This is a genomic window from Nitrobacter sp. MLSD-S21 (genome assembly GCF_058809865.1).
The window spans coordinates 45,972-64,477 of sequence record NZ_JBXASZ010000012.1; the positions used below are offsets into that span (position 1 = coordinate 45,972).

The 18,506-nt window shown below is 59.7% G+C and carries 11 protein-coding genes and 1 pseudogene; 11 read left to right on the top strand and 1 reads right to left on the bottom strand.

Annotated elements, in window-relative coordinates:
* Nucleotides 1-505 precede the first annotated feature (505 nt).
* The 11 genes and pseudogenes from ihpA to AC1RT6_RS20670 all read left to right on the top strand — a co-directional run bounded on the left by ihpA (nucleotide 506) and on the right by AC1RT6_RS20670 (nucleotide 17,105).
* Nucleotides 506-1,777, top strand: coding sequence for a divalent metal ion exporter subunit IhpA (gene ihpA / locus AC1RT6_RS20620; protein WP_472791467.1), 1,272 nt, complete (start codon nucleotides 506-508; stop codon nucleotides 1,775-1,777).
* Nucleotides 1,774-2,760, top strand: a complete 987-nt coding sequence (gene ihpB / locus AC1RT6_RS20625) for a divalent metal ion exporter adaptor subunit IhpB (protein ID WP_472791468.1) — start codon at nucleotides 1,774-1,776, stop codon at nucleotides 2,758-2,760. The genes ihpA and ihpB overlap by 4 nt, the downstream gene beginning before the upstream one ends.
* Nucleotides 2,753-5,959: an efflux RND transporter permease subunit gene (locus tag AC1RT6_RS20630; RefSeq protein WP_472791469.1), complete on the top strand. Its 3,207-nt coding sequence runs from the start codon at nucleotides 2,753-2,755 to the stop codon at nucleotides 5,957-5,959. The genes ihpB and AC1RT6_RS20630 overlap by 8 nt, the downstream gene beginning before the upstream one ends.
* Entirely contained in the window at nucleotides 5,956-8,157 is a 2,202-nt protein-coding gene (locus AC1RT6_RS20635) for a heavy metal translocating P-type ATPase (protein ID WP_472791470.1), read from the top strand. Before AC1RT6_RS20630 ends, AC1RT6_RS20635 begins: the two co-directional genes overlap by 4 nt.
* Nucleotides 8,158-8,229: 72 nt before the next feature.
* Nucleotides 8,230-8,505, top strand: a complete 276-nt coding sequence (locus AC1RT6_RS20640; protein WP_472791471.1) for a PilZ domain-containing protein — start codon at nucleotides 8,230-8,232, stop codon at nucleotides 8,503-8,505.
* A gap of 5 nt (nucleotides 8,506-8,510) precedes the next feature.
* Nucleotides 8,511-8,990, top strand: coding sequence for a hypothetical protein (locus AC1RT6_RS20645; RefSeq protein ID WP_472791472.1), 480 nt, complete (start codon nucleotides 8,511-8,513; stop codon nucleotides 8,988-8,990).
* Nucleotides 8,991-9,336: 346 nt separating this feature from the next.
* Nucleotides 9,337-10,233, top strand: a complete 897-nt coding sequence (locus AC1RT6_RS20650) for a cation diffusion facilitator family transporter (protein WP_472791473.1) — start codon at nucleotides 9,337-9,339, stop codon at nucleotides 10,231-10,233.
* Between the two features lie 1,185 nt (nucleotides 10,234-11,418).
* On the top strand, nucleotides 11,419-11,787 hold the full coding sequence (locus AC1RT6_RS20655; protein WP_472791474.1) for a DUF2946 family protein: 369 nt from the start codon (nucleotides 11,419-11,421) through the stop codon (nucleotides 11,785-11,787).
* Nucleotides 11,788-11,879: 92 nt separating this feature from the next.
* Nucleotides 11,880-14,263: pseudogene (locus AC1RT6_RS20660) on the top strand (TonB-dependent receptor family protein).
* Nucleotides 14,264-14,329: 66 nt separating this feature from the next.
* Nucleotides 14,330-14,659, top strand: coding sequence for a hypothetical protein (locus tag AC1RT6_RS20665; protein WP_493029640.1), 330 nt, complete (start codon nucleotides 14,330-14,332; stop codon nucleotides 14,657-14,659).
* Between the two features lie 154 nt (nucleotides 14,660-14,813).
* Nucleotides 14,814-17,105, top strand: coding sequence for a TonB-dependent receptor (locus tag AC1RT6_RS20670; protein ID WP_472791476.1), 2,292 nt, complete (start codon nucleotides 14,814-14,816; stop codon nucleotides 17,103-17,105).
* A gap of 951 nt (nucleotides 17,106-18,056) precedes the next feature.
* Here the strand turns inward: AC1RT6_RS20670 and tolA are convergent.
* Nucleotides 18,057-18,506 (bottom strand): cell envelope integrity protein TolA (gene tolA, locus AC1RT6_RS20675; RefSeq protein ID WP_493029641.1); only part of this gene is annotated, 450 nt, incomplete at its 5' end.

Here is an 18,506-nt window from a genome sequence, read left to right on the forward strand (position 1 = left end):
CACTGGAACACCTGGATGTTACACTGTTGCAGGTCGACGCCGTGCCTAGCGCGTGCTACGTATTGCCCTCCGCTCGAATCGAGAACCCATTTTGTACTCGTCTGCATGCCATTCTAATCTGTCATTGCTGCGCGTTCCTCGCAGGGTGCTGGCTCTTTTGATTCTAGGAATCTATCTGCTGGCGGGGGTGCTTCACGGAGTTTGCGATTTCGACGTCACGAGTTCTCCGGGAAGAACGGTCATCTCACTTTCCGACACGAGCCGCGGTACGTCTGAACACGGCATCATAAGTCATCACTGTCATGGCTGCTTTTCGGTGTCTATGCCGGCTCCGGTTCTGGTAGCACGCACTATCGAGCCGGCGCGTGAAGTAATTGTCGCTCACGTTGTCCTGCGTCGAGGACTTTCGCCCGGCATTGATCTGCCGCCACCGAAGATCCTGATCTGAACGCTGTCGCCCGGGGGTGCTACGCCTCCCCATGCCATCGTCGTCAGGTAATTCGTCATGTTTTCAAAGACCGCAGCGCGCCTTGCGTGCGCGGTGGCACTGCTGGTCAGTCCATGGCTGACGGCGGTATCGCATTCGCAGCCGCTTATTTTGAGAACTGCGCTGCAGCGCGCGCTTGCCGCCAATCCGCGTCTCACCGCTGCCGAGCGGGACGTCGGAATAGCGACGGGCCAGCGCATACAGGCTGGCGTCTTCATCAATCCGCAAGTGTCCTACCAACAGGACAATTCCTTTGGTTCGGGCATTTATCAGGGGACAAGGTCCGCCGAAACGACACTGCAGATCAGCCAGGTCTTTCAGCTATTTGGCAAGCGGCAAGCGCGCATCGCTGCCGGCGAGGCGGGCATCGAGGTCGCTGCGATCCAGCGCAAGGCGGTCCGCCTTGAAGTGTTGTCCGGTACGGCTGTCGCGTTCCTCAACGTGCTGGGTTTGCAGCGTCGAATCCAAATTCTCGATGAGCAGGTCGCCGCCATCGACAAGATGACTCCCCTGCTAAAGCGCCGTGTCGAAGCCGGCGCGTCGTCAGTCGCTGAGACCGGCCGTGCAGACGTTGCGTCGTCACTTGTGAAGGCAGATCGGGAGCGGACGAAGGCATCTTTGGCGACCGCGCGCCGGGAGCTCGCGGCTCTGATGGGCGAAACATCAGCTAAATTCGAATCTGTCACCGGGCGGCTCGATGTCACGGGCCGACCGCCGACGTTCCAGAGCGTTGTCGCAGCGATTGATGGTAATCCTCAGCTTGTCAGATGGACCGGGGTATTCGCGCAACGCAACGCCCAACTCTTAATGGCACGATTGAAACCTTATCCTGACGTGAGTCTGTCTGCCGGATGGCGACACTACAATAACACTGGCGACGATGCATTGCAGCTCACCATGTCGATTCCGATCCCGGTGTTCGACCAGAACCAGGGCAACATCCTGTCCGCGCAAGAAAACCTCGAAAAGACCGAGGCGGAGCGAAAAGCCAACCGCAATGCGCTGATCGTCATGGTAGGCCGTGCCTACGACTCACTACAGGGGTCGCTGCGCGAACTCGCAGTGTTGCGTGAGACTTCGATCCCGAAGGCGCGTCAAGCCGCCGAAGCCATCTCCGACGGCTACGGGCAGGGACGCTTTACACTGCTTGAGGTGTTGGATGCGCAGTCGATGCTAATGCAGGCGCGCCTACGCGAGCAGGAGGCGCTGCAGAACTTCCACGTCGCCGTGGCCACCATCGAGGGGCTTGTCGGCAATCCGTTCTCCCTAGCGCAGGAGCGTGCGCGATGAAACCCCCGGTTACGGTCCTTATCGCCATTGTTGCATTAGCGCTGGGCGCTCTCGGCTACCACATCCTGGCGCCAATCATGACGCCAGGATCGACGCAGCAGAGCGAAAGAGACCCCAAGGAGGGGAATTCCGGCAACGAGCACGTCGAACACGACGAGCACGGCGCCGATCGCATCCGGATCAGCGATGTGAAGCTTGCGGCGGCTGGCGCGGAGTTTGCCGAATCCGGTCCGGCCACGTTGACGGAGACCCTGTCCTTCAATGGTGTTCTGCGGGCCAACCAGGAGGCCGTTGTCCAGGTAACGCCTCGCTTTCCCGGGATCGTCCGCGCTATTCGCAAGCGTATCGGCGATACGATTGCCAAAGACGATCAGCTTGCGTCGATTGAGAGTAACCAGAGCCTCACGGTCTACGAGCTGAAGGCGCCTATCGGGGGAACGGTCATCGACCGGCAAATTTCGCTGGGCGAGTACGCATCTGAACAAAAGCCCAGCTTCGTCGTCGCTGACCTATCCACGATCTGGGTCGACCTGTCGATCTACCGGCAAGATCTGAGCCGCGTAAAAATTGGCGACCAGGTGCTGATTGATCCTGATGATGGCGCCGGCGAGATCAAGGGCACGATCTCCTACGTCGCACCGGTCGGCGCGAGCGATACGCAAACCGCGCTGGCGCGTGTTGTGCTCGCGAACCCGAACGGTCGGCTAAGACCCGGGCTGTTTGTGACTGCGCGTCTGGTTCTCGCTCAGCGGAAAGTGCCGGTCGCCGTGAACACCGGTGCGATCCAGACGCTGGAAAACAAGACTGTCGTGTTCGTTCGCGAGGACGACGACAAGCTCGAGGCGCGTCCGGTTGAACTCGGCGACTCCGACCAGAATTCTGTTGAAATACGCGCGGGCATCTCCGCCGGAGAGAAGTACGTCGCCAAGAACTCGTTCGTCGTGAAGGCAGAGATGGGCAAAGGAGAGGCCGAGCATGATTGATCGGATTCTCGCCTTCTCGATCCAACAGCGCTGGCTCGTTCTGCTTTTCGTGCTCGGCCTGACAGCCTTCGGCGGTTGGAATTTCACGCGGTTGCCGATCGACGCTGTGCCGGATATCACCAACGTACAGGTGCAGATCAACGTGCAGGCACCTGGCTACTCGCCGCTCGAGACCGAACAGCGCATCACGTTCCCCGTCGAGACCGCGATGGGCGGACTTCCTAAGCTCGAATATACGCGGTCGCTTTCGCGATACGGCTTGAGTCAAGTCACCGTCGTCTTCCTGGATGGGACGGATATCTACTTCGCGCGGCAGCTCGTCAACGAACGAATCCAGCAGGTCAAGGACCAACTTCCGGCCGGCGTCGAGGTCGCCATGGGTCCGATCTCCACGGGTCTCGGCGAGATCTACATCTATACGGTTGAAGCAAAGGATGGTGCGAGCGGAGCGCAAGGTAACGGCTATTCGCCAAGCGATCTGCGAACCATCCAGGACTGGATCATCAAGCCGCAGCTTCGCAATGTTCCGGGTGTAATCGAGGTCAACACCATTGGCGGCTTCGAGCGGCAATTCCACGTGCTGCCGGATCCCGGCAAGTTGATGGCGTACGGGCTCGGATTTCGGGATCTAATGACCGCGGTTGCGGCGAACAATGCCAACGTCGGTGCCGGCTACATCGAGAGGAACGGCGAGCAGTATCTCGTCCGCACGCCGGGTCAGGTTGCTAACATTGCCGAGATTCAGGACATCGTAATCGGTTCGCGCAGCGGCGTTCCGGTGCGAGTCAAGGATGTGGCGCAAGTCATTGAGGGGAAAGACCTACGCACGGGCGCCGCCACGTTGAATGGTAAGGAGACGGTGCTCGGCACCGCCATGCTGCTGATCGGCGAGAACAGCCGGGCGGTTGCACAGCGGGTTTCAGCCAAGCTCAAAGATATCGCCAAGTCACTTCCTGACGGCGTGGTCGCTCGCACAGTCTACGACAGAAGCAATCTCGTCGAGGCTACGGTCAAGACGGTCGAGAAAAACCTCATCGAAGGCGCGATCCTGGTGATCGTTGTCCTGTTCCTCATCCTTGGCAACATCCGCGCGGCGCTCATCACGGCCTGCGTCATCCCGCTCTCTATGGCAATGACCGTGACGGGTATGGTGGAAACAAGGGTCAGCGCCAACCTCATGAGTCTCGGTGCCATTGACTTCGGCATCATCATCGACGGAGCGGTCATCATCGTCGAAAATTGCCTTCGTTTGCTCGCGGAACGTCAGCACGAAATGGGACGGCTGCTCACGCTCAGCGAGCGCCTGCGTACAATCCAGACAGGCGCCAGCGGGGTCATCAAGCCGAGCCTGTTCGGCACAATCATCATCGCCGTGGTCTATTTACCGATTCTGACCCTGACCGGCGTCGAAGGGAAGATGTTCACGCCGATGGCGCTGACGGTGCTTATGGCGCTCGCTGCGGCGGCAATCTTCTCAATAACCTTCGTTCCAGCGGCCGTCGCCATCTTCGTTACCGGAAAGGTATCGGAGAAGGAGAACATTTTCATGCGTGGAGCCAAGCGCATTTACACGCCGCTGCTGGCCCGTGCCATCTCGCTCAGAAAATCGGTCGCGACTATTGCCGTCGCATTTGTTTTGCTGATGGGATTTGCGGCAACGCGCATGGGTGGCGAGTTCATCCCGAGTTTGGACGAGGGCGACGTGGCTCTGGCCGCGGTCCGGATTCCCGGGACCAGCTTGACACAGTCGCTCGATCTCCAGGCCGCTCTTGAGAAGCGCATCAAGCAGTTGCCCGAAGTGAAGGACTTCTTTACCCGGACGGGGACCGCAGAGGTCGCCACCGACGCCATGGCGCCATCGATGTCCGACGGCTACATCATGCTTAAGCCGCGCGCAGAGTGGCCTGATCCCGAGAAGCCGAAGACGGAGGTCGTCGAGGAGATTGAGAAGGCGGCGAATGACATTCCCGGCAGCACTTACGAAATTTCGCAGCCAATTCAACTTCGCGTCAACGAGTTGATCTCTGGCGTACGCAGCGATGTTGGCATCAAGATCTTTGGAGACGACCTCGACATTCTGCAGGGCTTGGCCAAGCAGGTCCAGGCGGCGATCCAGAACATACGTGGAGCCACCGACGTAAAAACGGAGCAGGTCGCCGGTCTGCCTATCTTGACCGTAAAGCTCGATCGACAGGCGTTGTCCCGGTATGGCCTCAGCGTCGGAGACATCCAGAACATTGTTGAAATCGCGATCGGCGGAAAGGGCGTCGGCAAGCTGTTCGAAGGCGATCGTCGGTTCGACATTGTTGTGCGTCTCCCGGAGTATCTGCGCGGCAATCTCGAAGCGATCCGAGCAATCCCGATTCCGCTGCCGCCTCCGAACGAGCAGGCATCCACTGGCGTCACCAGGACAGCCCTGAAGTCGCCGGCGGCGTCGATGCGGTACATCCCGCTCTCGTCCGTGGCCGCCGTTGATGCAGCGCCCGGGCCGAATCAGATCAGCCGAGAGAACGGCAAGCGGAGAATCGTCGTAACGGCAAACGTCCGCGAGCGCGACCTTGGATCATTCGTCGCGGAAGCCCAAGAGGCTGTCGCCCAAAAGGTGAAGCTGCCCTCGGGCTATTGGATCGGCTGGGGCGGTCAGTTTGAGCAGCTGGTCTCGGCGACTAAACGCCTTACCATCGTAGTCCCGGTGGCCTTATTGCTGGTGTTCCTTCTGCTATTCATGAGCCTGGGATCCATCGGCGATGCGCTGCTGGTGTTCAGCGGGGTGCCTTTGGCGCTGACCGGGGGCATCGCGGCTTTACTGCTCCGGGGCATCCCGCTCTCGATTAGCGCTGGTGTTGGTTTCATCGCCTTGTCGGGCGTCGCCGTCCTCAACGGCCTGGTTATTGTGGAGTTCATTGAGCGCCTAAGGCGCGAGGGGAAATCGACGCTGGAGGCGGTCCGCGAGGGAGCGCTGACGCGCCTGCGGCCTGTGTTGATGACCGCACTCGTCGCCTCGCTCGGCTTCGTTCCGATGGCTGTCGCAACCGGCGCCGGCGCAGAGGTGCAAAGGCCCCTCGCCACCGTCGTTATCGGAGGAATCATCTCCTCGACTGTCCTGACCCTGTTGGTCCTTCCGGCCCTCTACATGCTGTTCCGGAGCGGATCGGCCTTGGTCGCCAAAGCGGACGAAGGGGAGGGAAGTTTTACATGACCGCCGCGAGCCAGAAGATGCGTCTCCGTGTCGCCGGGATGGATTGCGCCAGTTGCGCGACGAAGATCGAAAATGCCGTCTCGCGCCTGCCCGGAGTGACCGCTGTCCAAGTGTCCGTCGCTGGCGGGAGCGTGGCGGTTGAGCATGATGGCATCGCACAGCGGGACGTCGTGTGCCGTCAGATCGCGGCGCTCGGATATGCGATCACGGAATCCAAGGAGTTAGACGACACTCACGTTCGAAGCGTACACGAGGACGAGCGGGATCCGGCGGCTTTTGAAGGAGAGTATGCCCGCGACCACAGTCCGCTTGACAAGTATTGGTGGCAAACGAGCAGGGGGCGCCTAACGATCGCTTCCGCATCCGCGCTTGCAGTTGCATTCGCATTGGGGAGGGCCATACCGAGCATCGAGACCTCGGCTTTCCTGCTCGCGATGCTGGTCGGATTGGTCCCAATCGCGAAGCGTGCGATCACGGCGGCGTCGGCCGGCACGCCGTTTTCGATCGAAATGCTCATGACCATCGCGGCGGTGGGAGCAGCTGTCATCGGCGCGACGGAAGAAGCTGCGACAGTCGTCCTTCTCTTCCTGATCGGTGAACTCCTCGAAGGCGTCGCGGCCGGCCGGGCTCGGGCTGGTATCAAGGATTTGACCAAGCTTGTTCCGAAGACCGCGCGGCTCGAGCAAACCGACGGACGAGTCTGTGATGTAGATGCCGAGACACTGGGCGTCGACGCTCTGATTCAGGTACGTCCGGGCGATCGAATTCCCGCCGACGGTGTCATCGTCGGCGGCGACAGCGCCATCGACGAGGCGCCAGTCACGGGGGAGAGCACACCGGTGCGCAAAAAGGCCGGTGAAGCCGTGTTTGCGGGAACGGTGAACGGCGAAGGACTGCTCCGGATCAAGGTCACAGCGGCGGCGCGGAACAATACCATTGCCCGCGTCGCAAAGCTGGTCGAGGAAGCCCAAGAATCCAAAGCGCCCATGGAGCGGTTCATCGATCGCTTCTCGCGTTACTACACGCCGGGCGTCGTGGTGATCGCCACTATCGTCGCAATTCTGCCACCGCTCGTCTGGAATGGTGCGATATGGTACGACTGGATCTACAAGGGATTGGCAATCCTGCTGATTGGCTGTCCTTGCGCGTTGGTGATCTCGACGCCAGCGGCGATCGCTGCAAGCCTCGCCTCCGGTGCCCGACGCGGATTGCTCCTGAAAGGCGGAGCTGTTCTGGAGCGATTGCGCGACGCCACAGTCGCCTGCTTCGACAAGACGGGAACGCTCACCGCCGGAAAGCCGCAAGTCACGGACGTCGTGGGATTTGGTCTCGGAGAAAACGAGATATTGAGCCTGGCCGCCTCGCTGGAAAGCGGTTCGAACCATCCGCTCGCCGTGGCCGTTCTAAACGCTGCGGCGGACAACGGGGCCCAGAAGCAGCAGGTCGAAGACTTCGTGAATTTGGCGGGCGAGGGCGTCCGTGCCTTTGTTGCGGGACGCACGGTGTTCCTCGGGTCGCCACGCGCAGCGGAGCGGATCGTCCCGCTCACCGCTGACCAGAAAAATCTCATCGAAGCGCTGAACGAGCGAGGCAAAACCGTATCCGTACTAGTCGTTGACGGGCAGGTCGCTGGCTGCATCGCAATGCGGGACGAATTAAGGAGCGATGCTGTCGTGGCACTGCGGCACCTCGCCGACAGCGGGATCCGGACCGTCATGCTCACTGGCGACAATCCTCGGACCGCTGCTGCGCTCGCGCGAGATCTCGGTATCGAGCACCATGCGCAATTGATGCCTCAGGACAAGCAGCGCATCGTTAACGAATATAGGAGTCACGGCGAGGTTGTCCTGAAAGTGGGCGATGGGATCAACGATGCCCCGGCCCTTGCCGCCGCAGACATTGGGATCGCGATGGGCGGCGGCGCCGATGTGGCGCTCGAGACCGCTGATGCTGCGGTCCTGCATGGTCGCGTCGCGGATGTCCCGGCGATGATCGATCTGTCCAAGCGGACCATGCGTGTGATCTGGCAGAACATCTCTATCGCGCTGGGACTGAAGGCAATGCTTTTGGTTACCACTATCACAGGAGTCACCGGACTTTGGCCCGCGATCCTCGCAGATACGGGCGCGACCGTCCTGGTCACCCTTAACGCGCTGCGGCTGCTCTCGATCCCGGCCCGTCATGGACTTGGAGACTAGGGAAGATGAAGCGGTTGTCCATCGAACAAGACAAGAAGTGACGGCCATTACAGCGAAGCCGGAGAGTTCGAGATGGAACGACGCGAAGATAAGAGGCGGCGGATCCTCAAGAGGGGATCGATACAGTTCTGGGGCTCAGCCATTGACTGCTCGGTCCGCAATATCAACGGCGAGGGCGCGCTGCTCGAAGTCGAAAGCCCGCTCGGCGTTCCTCGCGCGTTCACGCTCGTCGTGCCGGCGGATGCATTGAAGCGCGATTGTCGCGTCGTCTGGATCAGGGAAAAGCGATTGGGCGTCGAGTTCAGAACGAGCCCGGCTGAACGACGGAGGCCAAGATGCGGCGGATAGGCTGGATGTCGGTGTTATCGGGGAGCGTGTTGGTCTTCGCGGTTATGGAGAATGAAGCCAAAGGCCGTTCCGGCATTGCGAAGGAGCCCCCTTACGCTGCCGAACATATCGATCGGCTTCCCAGCGACATACGGCGAAGCCTCAAACGCCTGGAGCGGTCATGCGGCAAACAAGCCACGGCGGCGCACTATTTCTCTACGACCATCGCTGCTGGTGAGTTGCTCTTTAGGTCCTTGCACTTCGAAGATTTCGCTTGTGGGCGGCGCGAAGCGGTGTGCAGGTTCAACGGCTGTCTTCACGAAATATATTTGGAATCGGACGGTCGATCTCGTCGGGTCTTCAGTGCTTACGTCAGCGATGTAAAGCTGATCAACATTGGTGACACCGTCGGGCTAGAAATCACTGGGGGCCGGCACACAAAACTGGTTTGGAACGGACGCGCATTCGTGCCCCTTTATCTACCTCGGAAGGACATCGAGCAGTGACGTCTTCGATTGTCTCACACTTTCATTTCGGTGGCGCGGAGCTATCTCCGGAAGAAGTTCCGACTTTTCTTCATCGTCGGCGGGGCCGTGTTGGTTCTCAGCGCGACAAAGGTTGCGGCCCTCTACTGCGCGTTCAAGTTCCGTGCTGCTGTTTGGCTTCATTACGTACATGGCCGCCTACCTTCTCTGCCTTATCCGACTCATCGATCGACCTTACGGAAACGGACATGACTCCGTGGACGACGTCATTTTTTTCTTTGCTCGACGAACTCCAACGAAACCTTCGCAGGTTGCTCGAGACTCTGGGGGAAGGACGCAGGCAAAGATCGGGACAGGAGGCTGACACATGCAAGTAGAGGTAGTCGGTACAGCCGGTGCCAAGCACGCAAAGAAGCTCTCCTGGGCGCTCGCGATGACAGCAACCTACATGGTAGCGGAGGTGATCGGCGGGCTCGTCACGGGAAGTCTGGCGCTGCTCGCAGACGCCGCGCACATGCTTACTGACGTCGGCGGCCTAGCACTGGCGCTCCTCGCAATTCGCTTTGCTGCCCGGGCAGCGACGCCGCAACGAACGTTTGGCTACCTTCGGATTGAGGTCTTGTCGGCACTTGCAAACGCGGTCGTTCTGCTGCTGCTCACGGTCTACATCCTCTACGAAGCCTATCAGCGCTTCCTATCACCGCCCGAAGTAATGAGCGGACCAATGCTCCTCGTCGCGGCGATAGGACTCGCTGTCAACCTTATCAGCATGCGGCTGCTCTCCAGCGGATCGTCCGAAAGCCTCAACGTCAAGGGAGCCTATTTCGAAGTGCTGAGCGACATGCTTGGCTCGGTCGGAGTCACCATCGCAGCGCTCCTCATGATGTGGAAGGGGTGGGTGCTTGCCGATCCAATCATCGGGGCGGGCATAGGGTTGTTCATCGTGCCTCGGACGTGGTCCCTCCTCAGCCAGGTTACCCATATTTTGATGGAAGGCACCCCTCTCAACGTCGACGTCAGTTCGATCGAGGCGAAGTTGCTGATGATACCTGGGACTGTTGCCGTTCACGATCTGCACGTCTGGACCCTCACGTCCGGCTTCGATGCCATGAGCTGTCATCTCGTTGTCGCCGACCTATCCACCGGACGGGAGGCGCTTAGAGCGGTCCGCGGAATCATGAAGAACGACTACCAGATCGATCACACGACGATTCAGATCGAGGATGAGACTCTGAGAGCCGAGGAGATTGTACTTCAGGTCTAAAAGGGGAAGGGATATGCCCGCGCCACGAAGGCCCGAAGCAAGACATAGGAGCAAGCCATCATAGGTCTGGTGCGAGCAATCCGCATTGGGCAAAGATCAAGGACGCCTCGTCGCGTAGCAAGTACCATCAGTTGCGCGGCAGTAGCCGCTACGTTGCTTTTTATTTACCGCAGACCATCGATGCCGGTATCCGAAAATTTCCATTGGTCGGCCAAATCCTCGCATCTTCGGTATAGCCAGAACGATGGTGTTCCTGGCGGTGGCTGCGCTTTTGCTTCAGACCATATTGATGTCAGTTTCTCAGGCTTCGGCTGTCTCGCGTGCTGCCTGAACCGGCCGTTATCCTGTCCATGCACTACCACGGCCACCGCAGGTCATGTGCACGTCCATCATGGTTACGTCGCCGAGGGCCACGTTCACAGCCCAGCGGATCACGACCACGATGGCGACCTCCCGCCTTCGTTCTGCATGCTATTCTGCGCGTCCGTTACCATTCCGGCTGCGCACATTTTAGCTGATCCGTCTGGGTTTGTCGGCCTTGCCCAACTGCCTCCATCGGAGCGCGCGGACGTGATTAAGGGCGTCAAAAAGCTGACTAGCAAAATCGTCGTTGAGCGGCGCCGATCCGTCACCAGAATATCGTCGATGCGTCGCACGGCCAATGAAGTAACGCCGGATGCCGGAACTGGCGAACCCGTTGAAAAGCTGTCGAGCTTGATCCATTTCGGGACCCCATCCGAAGGTTTGCAACGCTTTGTGTTATGTCATTGGGGATGAAATCGATAGCGCTGGTGCAGCTGGCCTGCGTCTCTTTAATGGCCCTGATCCCCAGCAACGTGCTGTAGGTCGTCTTCGGGACGTCAGTGTAGGAAGACGCCCCGGACGATTGGTCGTAGATTAATTCGCGAGCAGGAGTCAGGGGTTTTTCAGCGGTAAAGAAGGCGCAACCACGTTGTCATGCTCTGCAATTTAAGGTCGACTGAGCTGTCAGCTTGATGGGATTGATAATGCGATGTGTAGCCAAATAGGAACCGATCTCGGGCGAGAAAGCAGGGCGCGCCACCAGCTCGACCTGCCCGAGAGTAGTCACTGAACTAGCGCCAGGCGCGGGCAGCAAGCAATCTGGAAGCTTCTCGACAGTTAAATCTAGGCATGATAGTTCCTGGCAGCGAAAGGCTGGGGATTATGCGTCGGCGGCTGGGGCGATTTCTTCCGATCGTCATGTTTGCGATGCTGGTGCAGATATTTGCACCCATTGCCGCGTGCCTGGCATTCAGCACAGTCTCCGCCGCCCCGCTAGCGGGTGCGATATGTTCGCATGGTTCGGATACGAGTTCTCCGCAAAACCGTGAGACCGACCCTCAGCAGACACACGGCGTCTGCTGTACGTTGTGTGTGGTCCACGCCGCGACCCCACCTCCCGACTCGCAAGCGGCTGCTGTTAGCTTCGCACGTGACGCAACCGCCGTCGTCTGGCGCGGCCTGGGATTCGGGTTGCCGCCATTCGCGGTTGCCTCCCACGCGCAGGCGCGTGCTCCTCCGGCTATTTCCTGATTCAGCAAATCCGCACGATCGCCGTGACTGCGGCGGTGATCCGGTCTGTTTGATTAAATGCTCAGGGCGATCGCCCGCATCGGGAATATCCTATGTTTTGCTCTCGTATCCTTTCGGGTGCCGGCGCGCTCGCATTGCATTCAGCGGTGCTCGCCGTTTGCACTGATGCTGCTGCTCAGACTGCCCCCCAGACACTGCCGGGCATCATGGTCGAAGCCCCGCGCCCTGCCCAGGCCAGTCCGCGCAAAAAGCGGTCGGTCGCCCACCGGGACGCTCCGAGATCATCTCCACGGCCACAGCCGGCCGTGGCAGCGAGGCCGTCGGCAGTCTCCACAGATGCGCAACTTGCGATCCTTCATCAGGCGCCGATCGGACAGCCCCAGACAACGATCGGCCGCGATCTATTTGCCAACAGGCCAGCGTTCTCCGTAGCCGACGTGTTGCGCGACAGTCCCGGCATTTCCATCAAGCAAGGGAACGGTCCCAGGGACTTCGGCATCTCGATTCGCGGATCGAACGCGCGCAACGGCTTCGCCATTCGCAATCTGGTGATTTTTGATGATGGCTTCCCGGTCACCCAGCCTGACGGGCTGTCCCGCAGCGACCTGATCGATCCTCGCGCCTACGGGGCCATCGACGTCATCCGGGGGCCGTCGTCCGCCCTTTATGGCAACTACGCGACCGGCGGCGCGCTGAACTTCAGGACCCGTCGCGGCGCCGAGATCAACGGCGTCGAGTACGGCGTCGATGCCGGGAGCTACGGATACCTCAACAACTATCTGACTGCCGGCAAGAAAGTCGGAGCCTTCGAAGGCTCTCTGTTCGCAAGCGACGCGCGCAGCGATGGCTTTCTGGGCAACAGTTGGTTCAACACCCAGACCGTGAATTTCCTCGGAACATTACAGGCGACGCCGGACGATCGTTTCACATTCAAGCTGATCAACAACACGCTGGATACGCGCCTTCCGATCCGGTCCTCGCTCAATCAATTCTACACCAACCCCTTTCAGCGAGGCTGTGAAACGGCCGCAACGGCCGCTCCCGGCTGCGGCACGATCACGTTGTTCAATAACGGCTTCAACACAGCCGCCGGGACCAGCCGCGAAACGGCGGAGCAGGCCAGGCTCGGCCGCAACGATCGCCGGACTATCGTTGGCGGACGCTGGGAACATGACTTCGATAACCAGACCACCTGGCGCAACCAATTCGTGTTCGACGATCGCAATATCAACCAGCCGACCGGCACCACGAGCGCGATTGGCGATTACCCATCCTATAACTTCATGAGCGACCTTGTCAGGCGGAGCGAGCTCCTGGGAATGGATTCCACCAGCTACCTTGGCGCGTTCTACAACACCCTGAGTTGGTCGGGTGACACATACAATGTGGCTCCTGGAGGTGCGCGCGGCCAACTACAGTCGAACGTCACCGGAGAGCACACCAACTATGGTGTCCGTGCGCGCGAAGAACTGCGGCTCACCAACGCATGGACCGCTATTGCCGGGATCGGGTGGGAGACAACCCATTTAAACGGCGTCAATACATCTTACACTTATACCGGGCCGACGGGTATTACGACCACGACCATCAGAAGCACCGATCGCCAATTCCAGAACACCGCGCCGGAATTCGCGCTTCAATACCGCGCAGACAAAGACTGGCTTCTCCGTGCGCGGGTCGCGACCGGCTACGGAACGCCACAGGTCGGCAACCTGTTCGTGCTGCCAAACGGTCAGAACGGCAACAATACGCAGCTCAATCCCCAAAGGAATCTCGGCTATGATCTCGGCTTTGACTGGACGCCGGACCCCACGATCAGGGTAAGCGCGACAGGCTTCTACGAGTTTTTCCGCGACGAACTGGTCACGCAGGCAACGCCCCTCAACTCGCCCAACTCAAGCTATACGTTCAACGCCCCGAAATCCGAGCACCGTGGCTTCGAACTCTTGGCGCAATGGCGTTTCCTGCCAAGTTGGCGTGTGACTACTGCCTATACCTATCTCGACCAGATCTACACGAGCTACACCGAGAATATCACCAATGGTACCGTTTTCGGTTTCAATCGCGCGGGCAACAAGATTCCCGGTATTTCGCCGAACGAGCTGACGGCACGGCTTTCCTATGACCAGCTCTCGGGCGCCCTGAAAGGCGTTGGCGCGTTCGTCGAGTTTCAGTGGAGGGACGCATTCTATATGGACAATGCCAATCTCCTGAAAGCGCCCGGCTACGAACTCGTCAATCTGAATCTGCACTACGACAAGCCCCTGCAATCGGAGTATCTCAACTCGCTTCATGCTTATTTCGAGGTGCGGAACGTCTTCGACAGGACGTATGTAGCGTCCGCCAATAACATCGCGAACACGGTAACCGGAGCGGGCGTTCAAAACCCCGCGAGCGTTTTGGCTAACACCGGCGGTCCATCTATGCCGGGTCGCCGCGCATGTTCATCGCCGGAATGAGATTTGCGTTTCGATAGCAGGAACAAGCTGTGCGTCACCGCCGATCACATTGTCAGAGCTGGACAGGCGTCATTACCTGCCTGATGGCTTACGTGCTGGCCGCTCAGGTCAGCCTCGCGCTCGTTCTGAACGCTAGCATTCCCGGCAGCCTCGCGACCGCCTTCGGTGCAATCTGCCACGTAGGTATTGCGGTTGATCAAACGGGGGTGCCTCCTGATGCGCCTGTCAAACCGGCTGCTCATTGTCCACTCTGCGTCGCGCCGGCATTCAGTTTACTGACCCCGCCGGATGGCCCGACCGTTACCCGCTCTCTGACGGGTGACATGGTCTGTCACGTGATCTCGTCTGTCCGCGTGGATGTCATCACAATTCCTCGCGCGCACTGGGCGCGTGCGCCGCCGGCTCTGGCCTGATCCGCTAGCGTATCGCAGCCGGCAATCTCGCGAGTCTTAGACCGCGGTTCCAATTGAACTTGCCATCTGCCGTATCACCGGCAGGGACGCCGATAAAGCGCCCCGCTTCGTTCATGTGGCCGCAACTCGCGTGCCTCAGAAGCCGAGCCACAACATGTCGATCACCTCTTCCTACCTCCGTCCCTCCTTCCTGCTCGCGACTTCAGTCCTGAGCCCCGCGCTGTGGGCTGCCACTACCCTGCTCTCGCCACCGCTGGCCACCACCGCGGTTGCGCAAACGGCCGACCGTCTACCACCCGTAACCGTGAACGCGCCTCGCCGGTCGCATCATCAGCGCAAGCAACGCACTGCGACGCCTCCGACAACTGCTGCACCGCGCATCGCCACTCCTGTACTTCTTGCTGCGCCCGCGCAGGCGCCGGCAGCACGAACATTGCCGCCACGGGCTGGCTTCGACCGAGGGCTGTCCACCAGCGACACTGCGTCGCTCGTCACCGATCTGCCTGGCGGTGCCAACTGGGGTGCTGGCGGCGTCTCCAGCTTGCCAGCTATCAACGGAATGGGCGCCGACCGCGTGCAGGTGGCTGTCAATTCGATGCTAATCAGTCCCGCCTGCCCGAATGAGATGAACCCGCCTTTGTCCTTCGTGAACCCGGCGATGGTCGCGAAGATGCGCGCCTACCTTGGTGTCGGCCCGGTCTCGGTCGGGGGCGACTACACTGGCAGCCGCATCGATGTTACAACGGTGCCGCCTGCCTTTGCGCCGGAAGGTGGTGGCTGGATCACAAGCGCACAGCTGTCCGGATTCTTCCGCAGCAACGGCAATGCCTTCGGCGTCGATGCCACCGCAGCCATGGCCAACAACGACACCAGCGTCACCTATACCGGGGGCTGGGTTCGCTCCGGCAACTACAAAGCCGGGGACGGTTCGACGATCAGGTCCACACTCTACGAGACCCAAAACCATACCGTCAGCATCTCGAAGCAGACCTTCGGCAATCTTTTTACATTTCAGATCGGTGGTCAGTTCATTCCCTATCAGGGCTACGTGAATCAATACATGGACATGGTCTACAACCGTGGCCTGTACGCGAATGGCCGTTACGAGGGCGACTTTGACTGGGGCAAGCTGGAGGCGAGCGCCTTCATCCACCAAATCCGGCACACAATGGGCTTCATCGCGCCAGACAAGGTGGCTGACATGCCGATGGACACCAATGGGCTCGATGGTGGCTATGCGATCAAGGCCACCATTCCGGTGTCAGATCACGATCTTATTCGCGCCGGCAACGAACTCGTAATGAACCGCTTGGACGACTGGTGGAAGCCTGTAGCTGGCTCAATGATGATGAACCCAGATACATTCATCAACATCAACGGCGGCACCCGCAATCGCGTCGGCACCTACGTCGAATGGGAGCGACGCTGGGATCGGCAGTGGACCTCTATTGTCGGCGTTCGCAATGACGTGGTCTGGATGAACACCGGCCCGGTGCACGGCTATAATGCGATGGACTACGGCGCCGATGCCGCCGCGTTCAACGCTGCCGACCGAGCCCGGACCGACGTTCATATGGATGCGTCCGCCCTGATCCGCTATGACGCGAATGACTTCAGCCAGTATGACCTTGGTTTTGCCCGCAAGACCCGATCACCCAACCTTTATGAGCGTTATGCATGGTCGAGCAATGCAATGGCCATGAGCATGATAGGCTGGTTCGGCGACGGGAACGGCTACGTCGGCAATCTCAATTTGAAGCAGGAGAAAGCGCACACCGTCAGCTTCACGGCCGGCTGGCACGATTCGGTTCAAAAGGTCTGGGACCTCAAGGTGACACCTTATATGAGCTATGTGCAGGACTATATCGATGTTGATCGCTGCCGCCTTGCCAGCTGTCTCGCCAATAATCCGGCCAACCTGATCACGACAAATGACTTCGTCTATCTGCAGTTCGCCAACCACGACGCAGTGCTGTACGGCGTCAACGTCGAGGGTCGGCTCGCGATCTGGAACAACCTAACCTATGGTGAGGGCGGACTCCGCGGCCTAATCGGATATGTCGGCGGCCAGCGCACCGACGGCATCAATCTTTACCGCATGATGCCGCTCAATGCGAAGCTCGCCCTCGATCACAAGCTTGGCGGCTGGACATCGAGTATAGAACTTCAGCTTGTCGGTTCGAAGGATCAGGTCAATCAGGTCCGCAACGAGCTAAAGACGCCAAGCTACGCGCTGGTCAACCTGAGTACGGGTTATCAGTGGCAGTACGCGCGGCTCGATTTCGGTATCAACAATCTGTTCAACGCCGACTACGTGCTACCGCTCGGTGGCGCCGATCTGGTGGATTATCGGGTCGTTTCGATGATGGGATCGTCGGCGGCATACGGCTACGGCGTGAAAGGCATGGGTCGGTCATTCAACACGAGGCTGACCATGAATTTCTAAGTATCGTGCTCATGCGTTGCAGATCGGCTTTCAGCCAAGGCGTTAGGATGTCTTGCTGCGCGAGAACGTCTTCCTGACCGTGCGCCACAACTTGTTGAACGTTTACTTATCGAGAAGACCGGACTGCACCCGCTGATTATCGGCAGTCCACCTGCGTCAAAGTTGCGTTGGGCGGGGCGCAAAAATGCGAGTTATTGGAAGCATGGCTGACAGCACCGCTTCCCCGGCCAATCGCAATCAGGAGGCTGGATGTCGCAACCCTGGAAAGACAAGCACAGACATCACGGTGGTGTTCCACGAGGCCAAGCATTTTAGGCCGCCCCGTGGAGCGCCGACGGTGGTCGAGCAGCTTCGCCGCCACCGATCGACTCTCAGTCATTATGCGCGGTCAGGAGCAAAGCTTGCCACCTACGCTATCGAGCTGAACCCTGCCGTGGGCGGCAGATCGATGGCGCCATCTTGATGCCGTTCGGGCATCAATCTCGATGCTGGCGTGCTCAAGCTCGACGATAAAGACCTTGGAAAGGGATTGCGCTTCTCGAGGAGCATGACGTGCGGGCCTTCTGCCCGACGCCGAGCGAGAAGGCTCCGCACCGCAACCTGCCCGCGGCGGGCCGTGGAGGCGTTGCTTCATGGCCGCCAAGCCTCGCTCGGCGGCAGAACCGTCGCCAAACGCAGCCGCCATCTCGAAGTGATCGCAGCCGCCTGCACCTGGGATGAATTGTTGTCCGAGCTGGGCGTCGGATCCGTAACGGCGTTGGAATTCAGACATTGGCTAGAGGAACGAGGAGCTTCGCTGCGAGAGTTGAACGAAGCATTCTCCTGACAGGGTAGGCCTAGGCGTGTCCACCAAGCCCGACTGCCAGTCCTATTCCGCCCAATATTGAGCTTTTATTGTCTCAACGCCGATTAGCATGCTGGTTTGCAGCGATCGCAGTCCTCGCCAGACTGCTATCGATGCACATCAAGCGTCCTTCCCTTGACGCGGAAGACGACGGGCAGGGTGAAGCTCAATCCTTCGTCCGCGATCAGTGGCGGGGGCTGCGGCACCGGATCGGACCGGTGCATCATGGCGAGCGCGGCGTTATCGAAGACCGGATCGCCCGATCCCTTCACGATGGTGGCCGACACGACATGGCCGAGGCGATCGAGCACGAAGTTGACGAGAATCTCGACGTTTTTCTGGATGTGTTCAGCCGGATAGCGCTTGTGCTTGTCGAGATGAGCCACCAATTCCTTCTGCCAGGTGGCCAGGACTCGGCGCGCGCTCGCGCCGGTGCCTTGCTGCGGCGCGACCGATCGCTCCGATTCCTGGGCATTCTCGACGCTCGGCATCGCGGTCGCTTCAGAGGCCGCCGATTCCTGCGAGGCCGTCGTCGGCTTCGCCGCCTTCTCGGGATC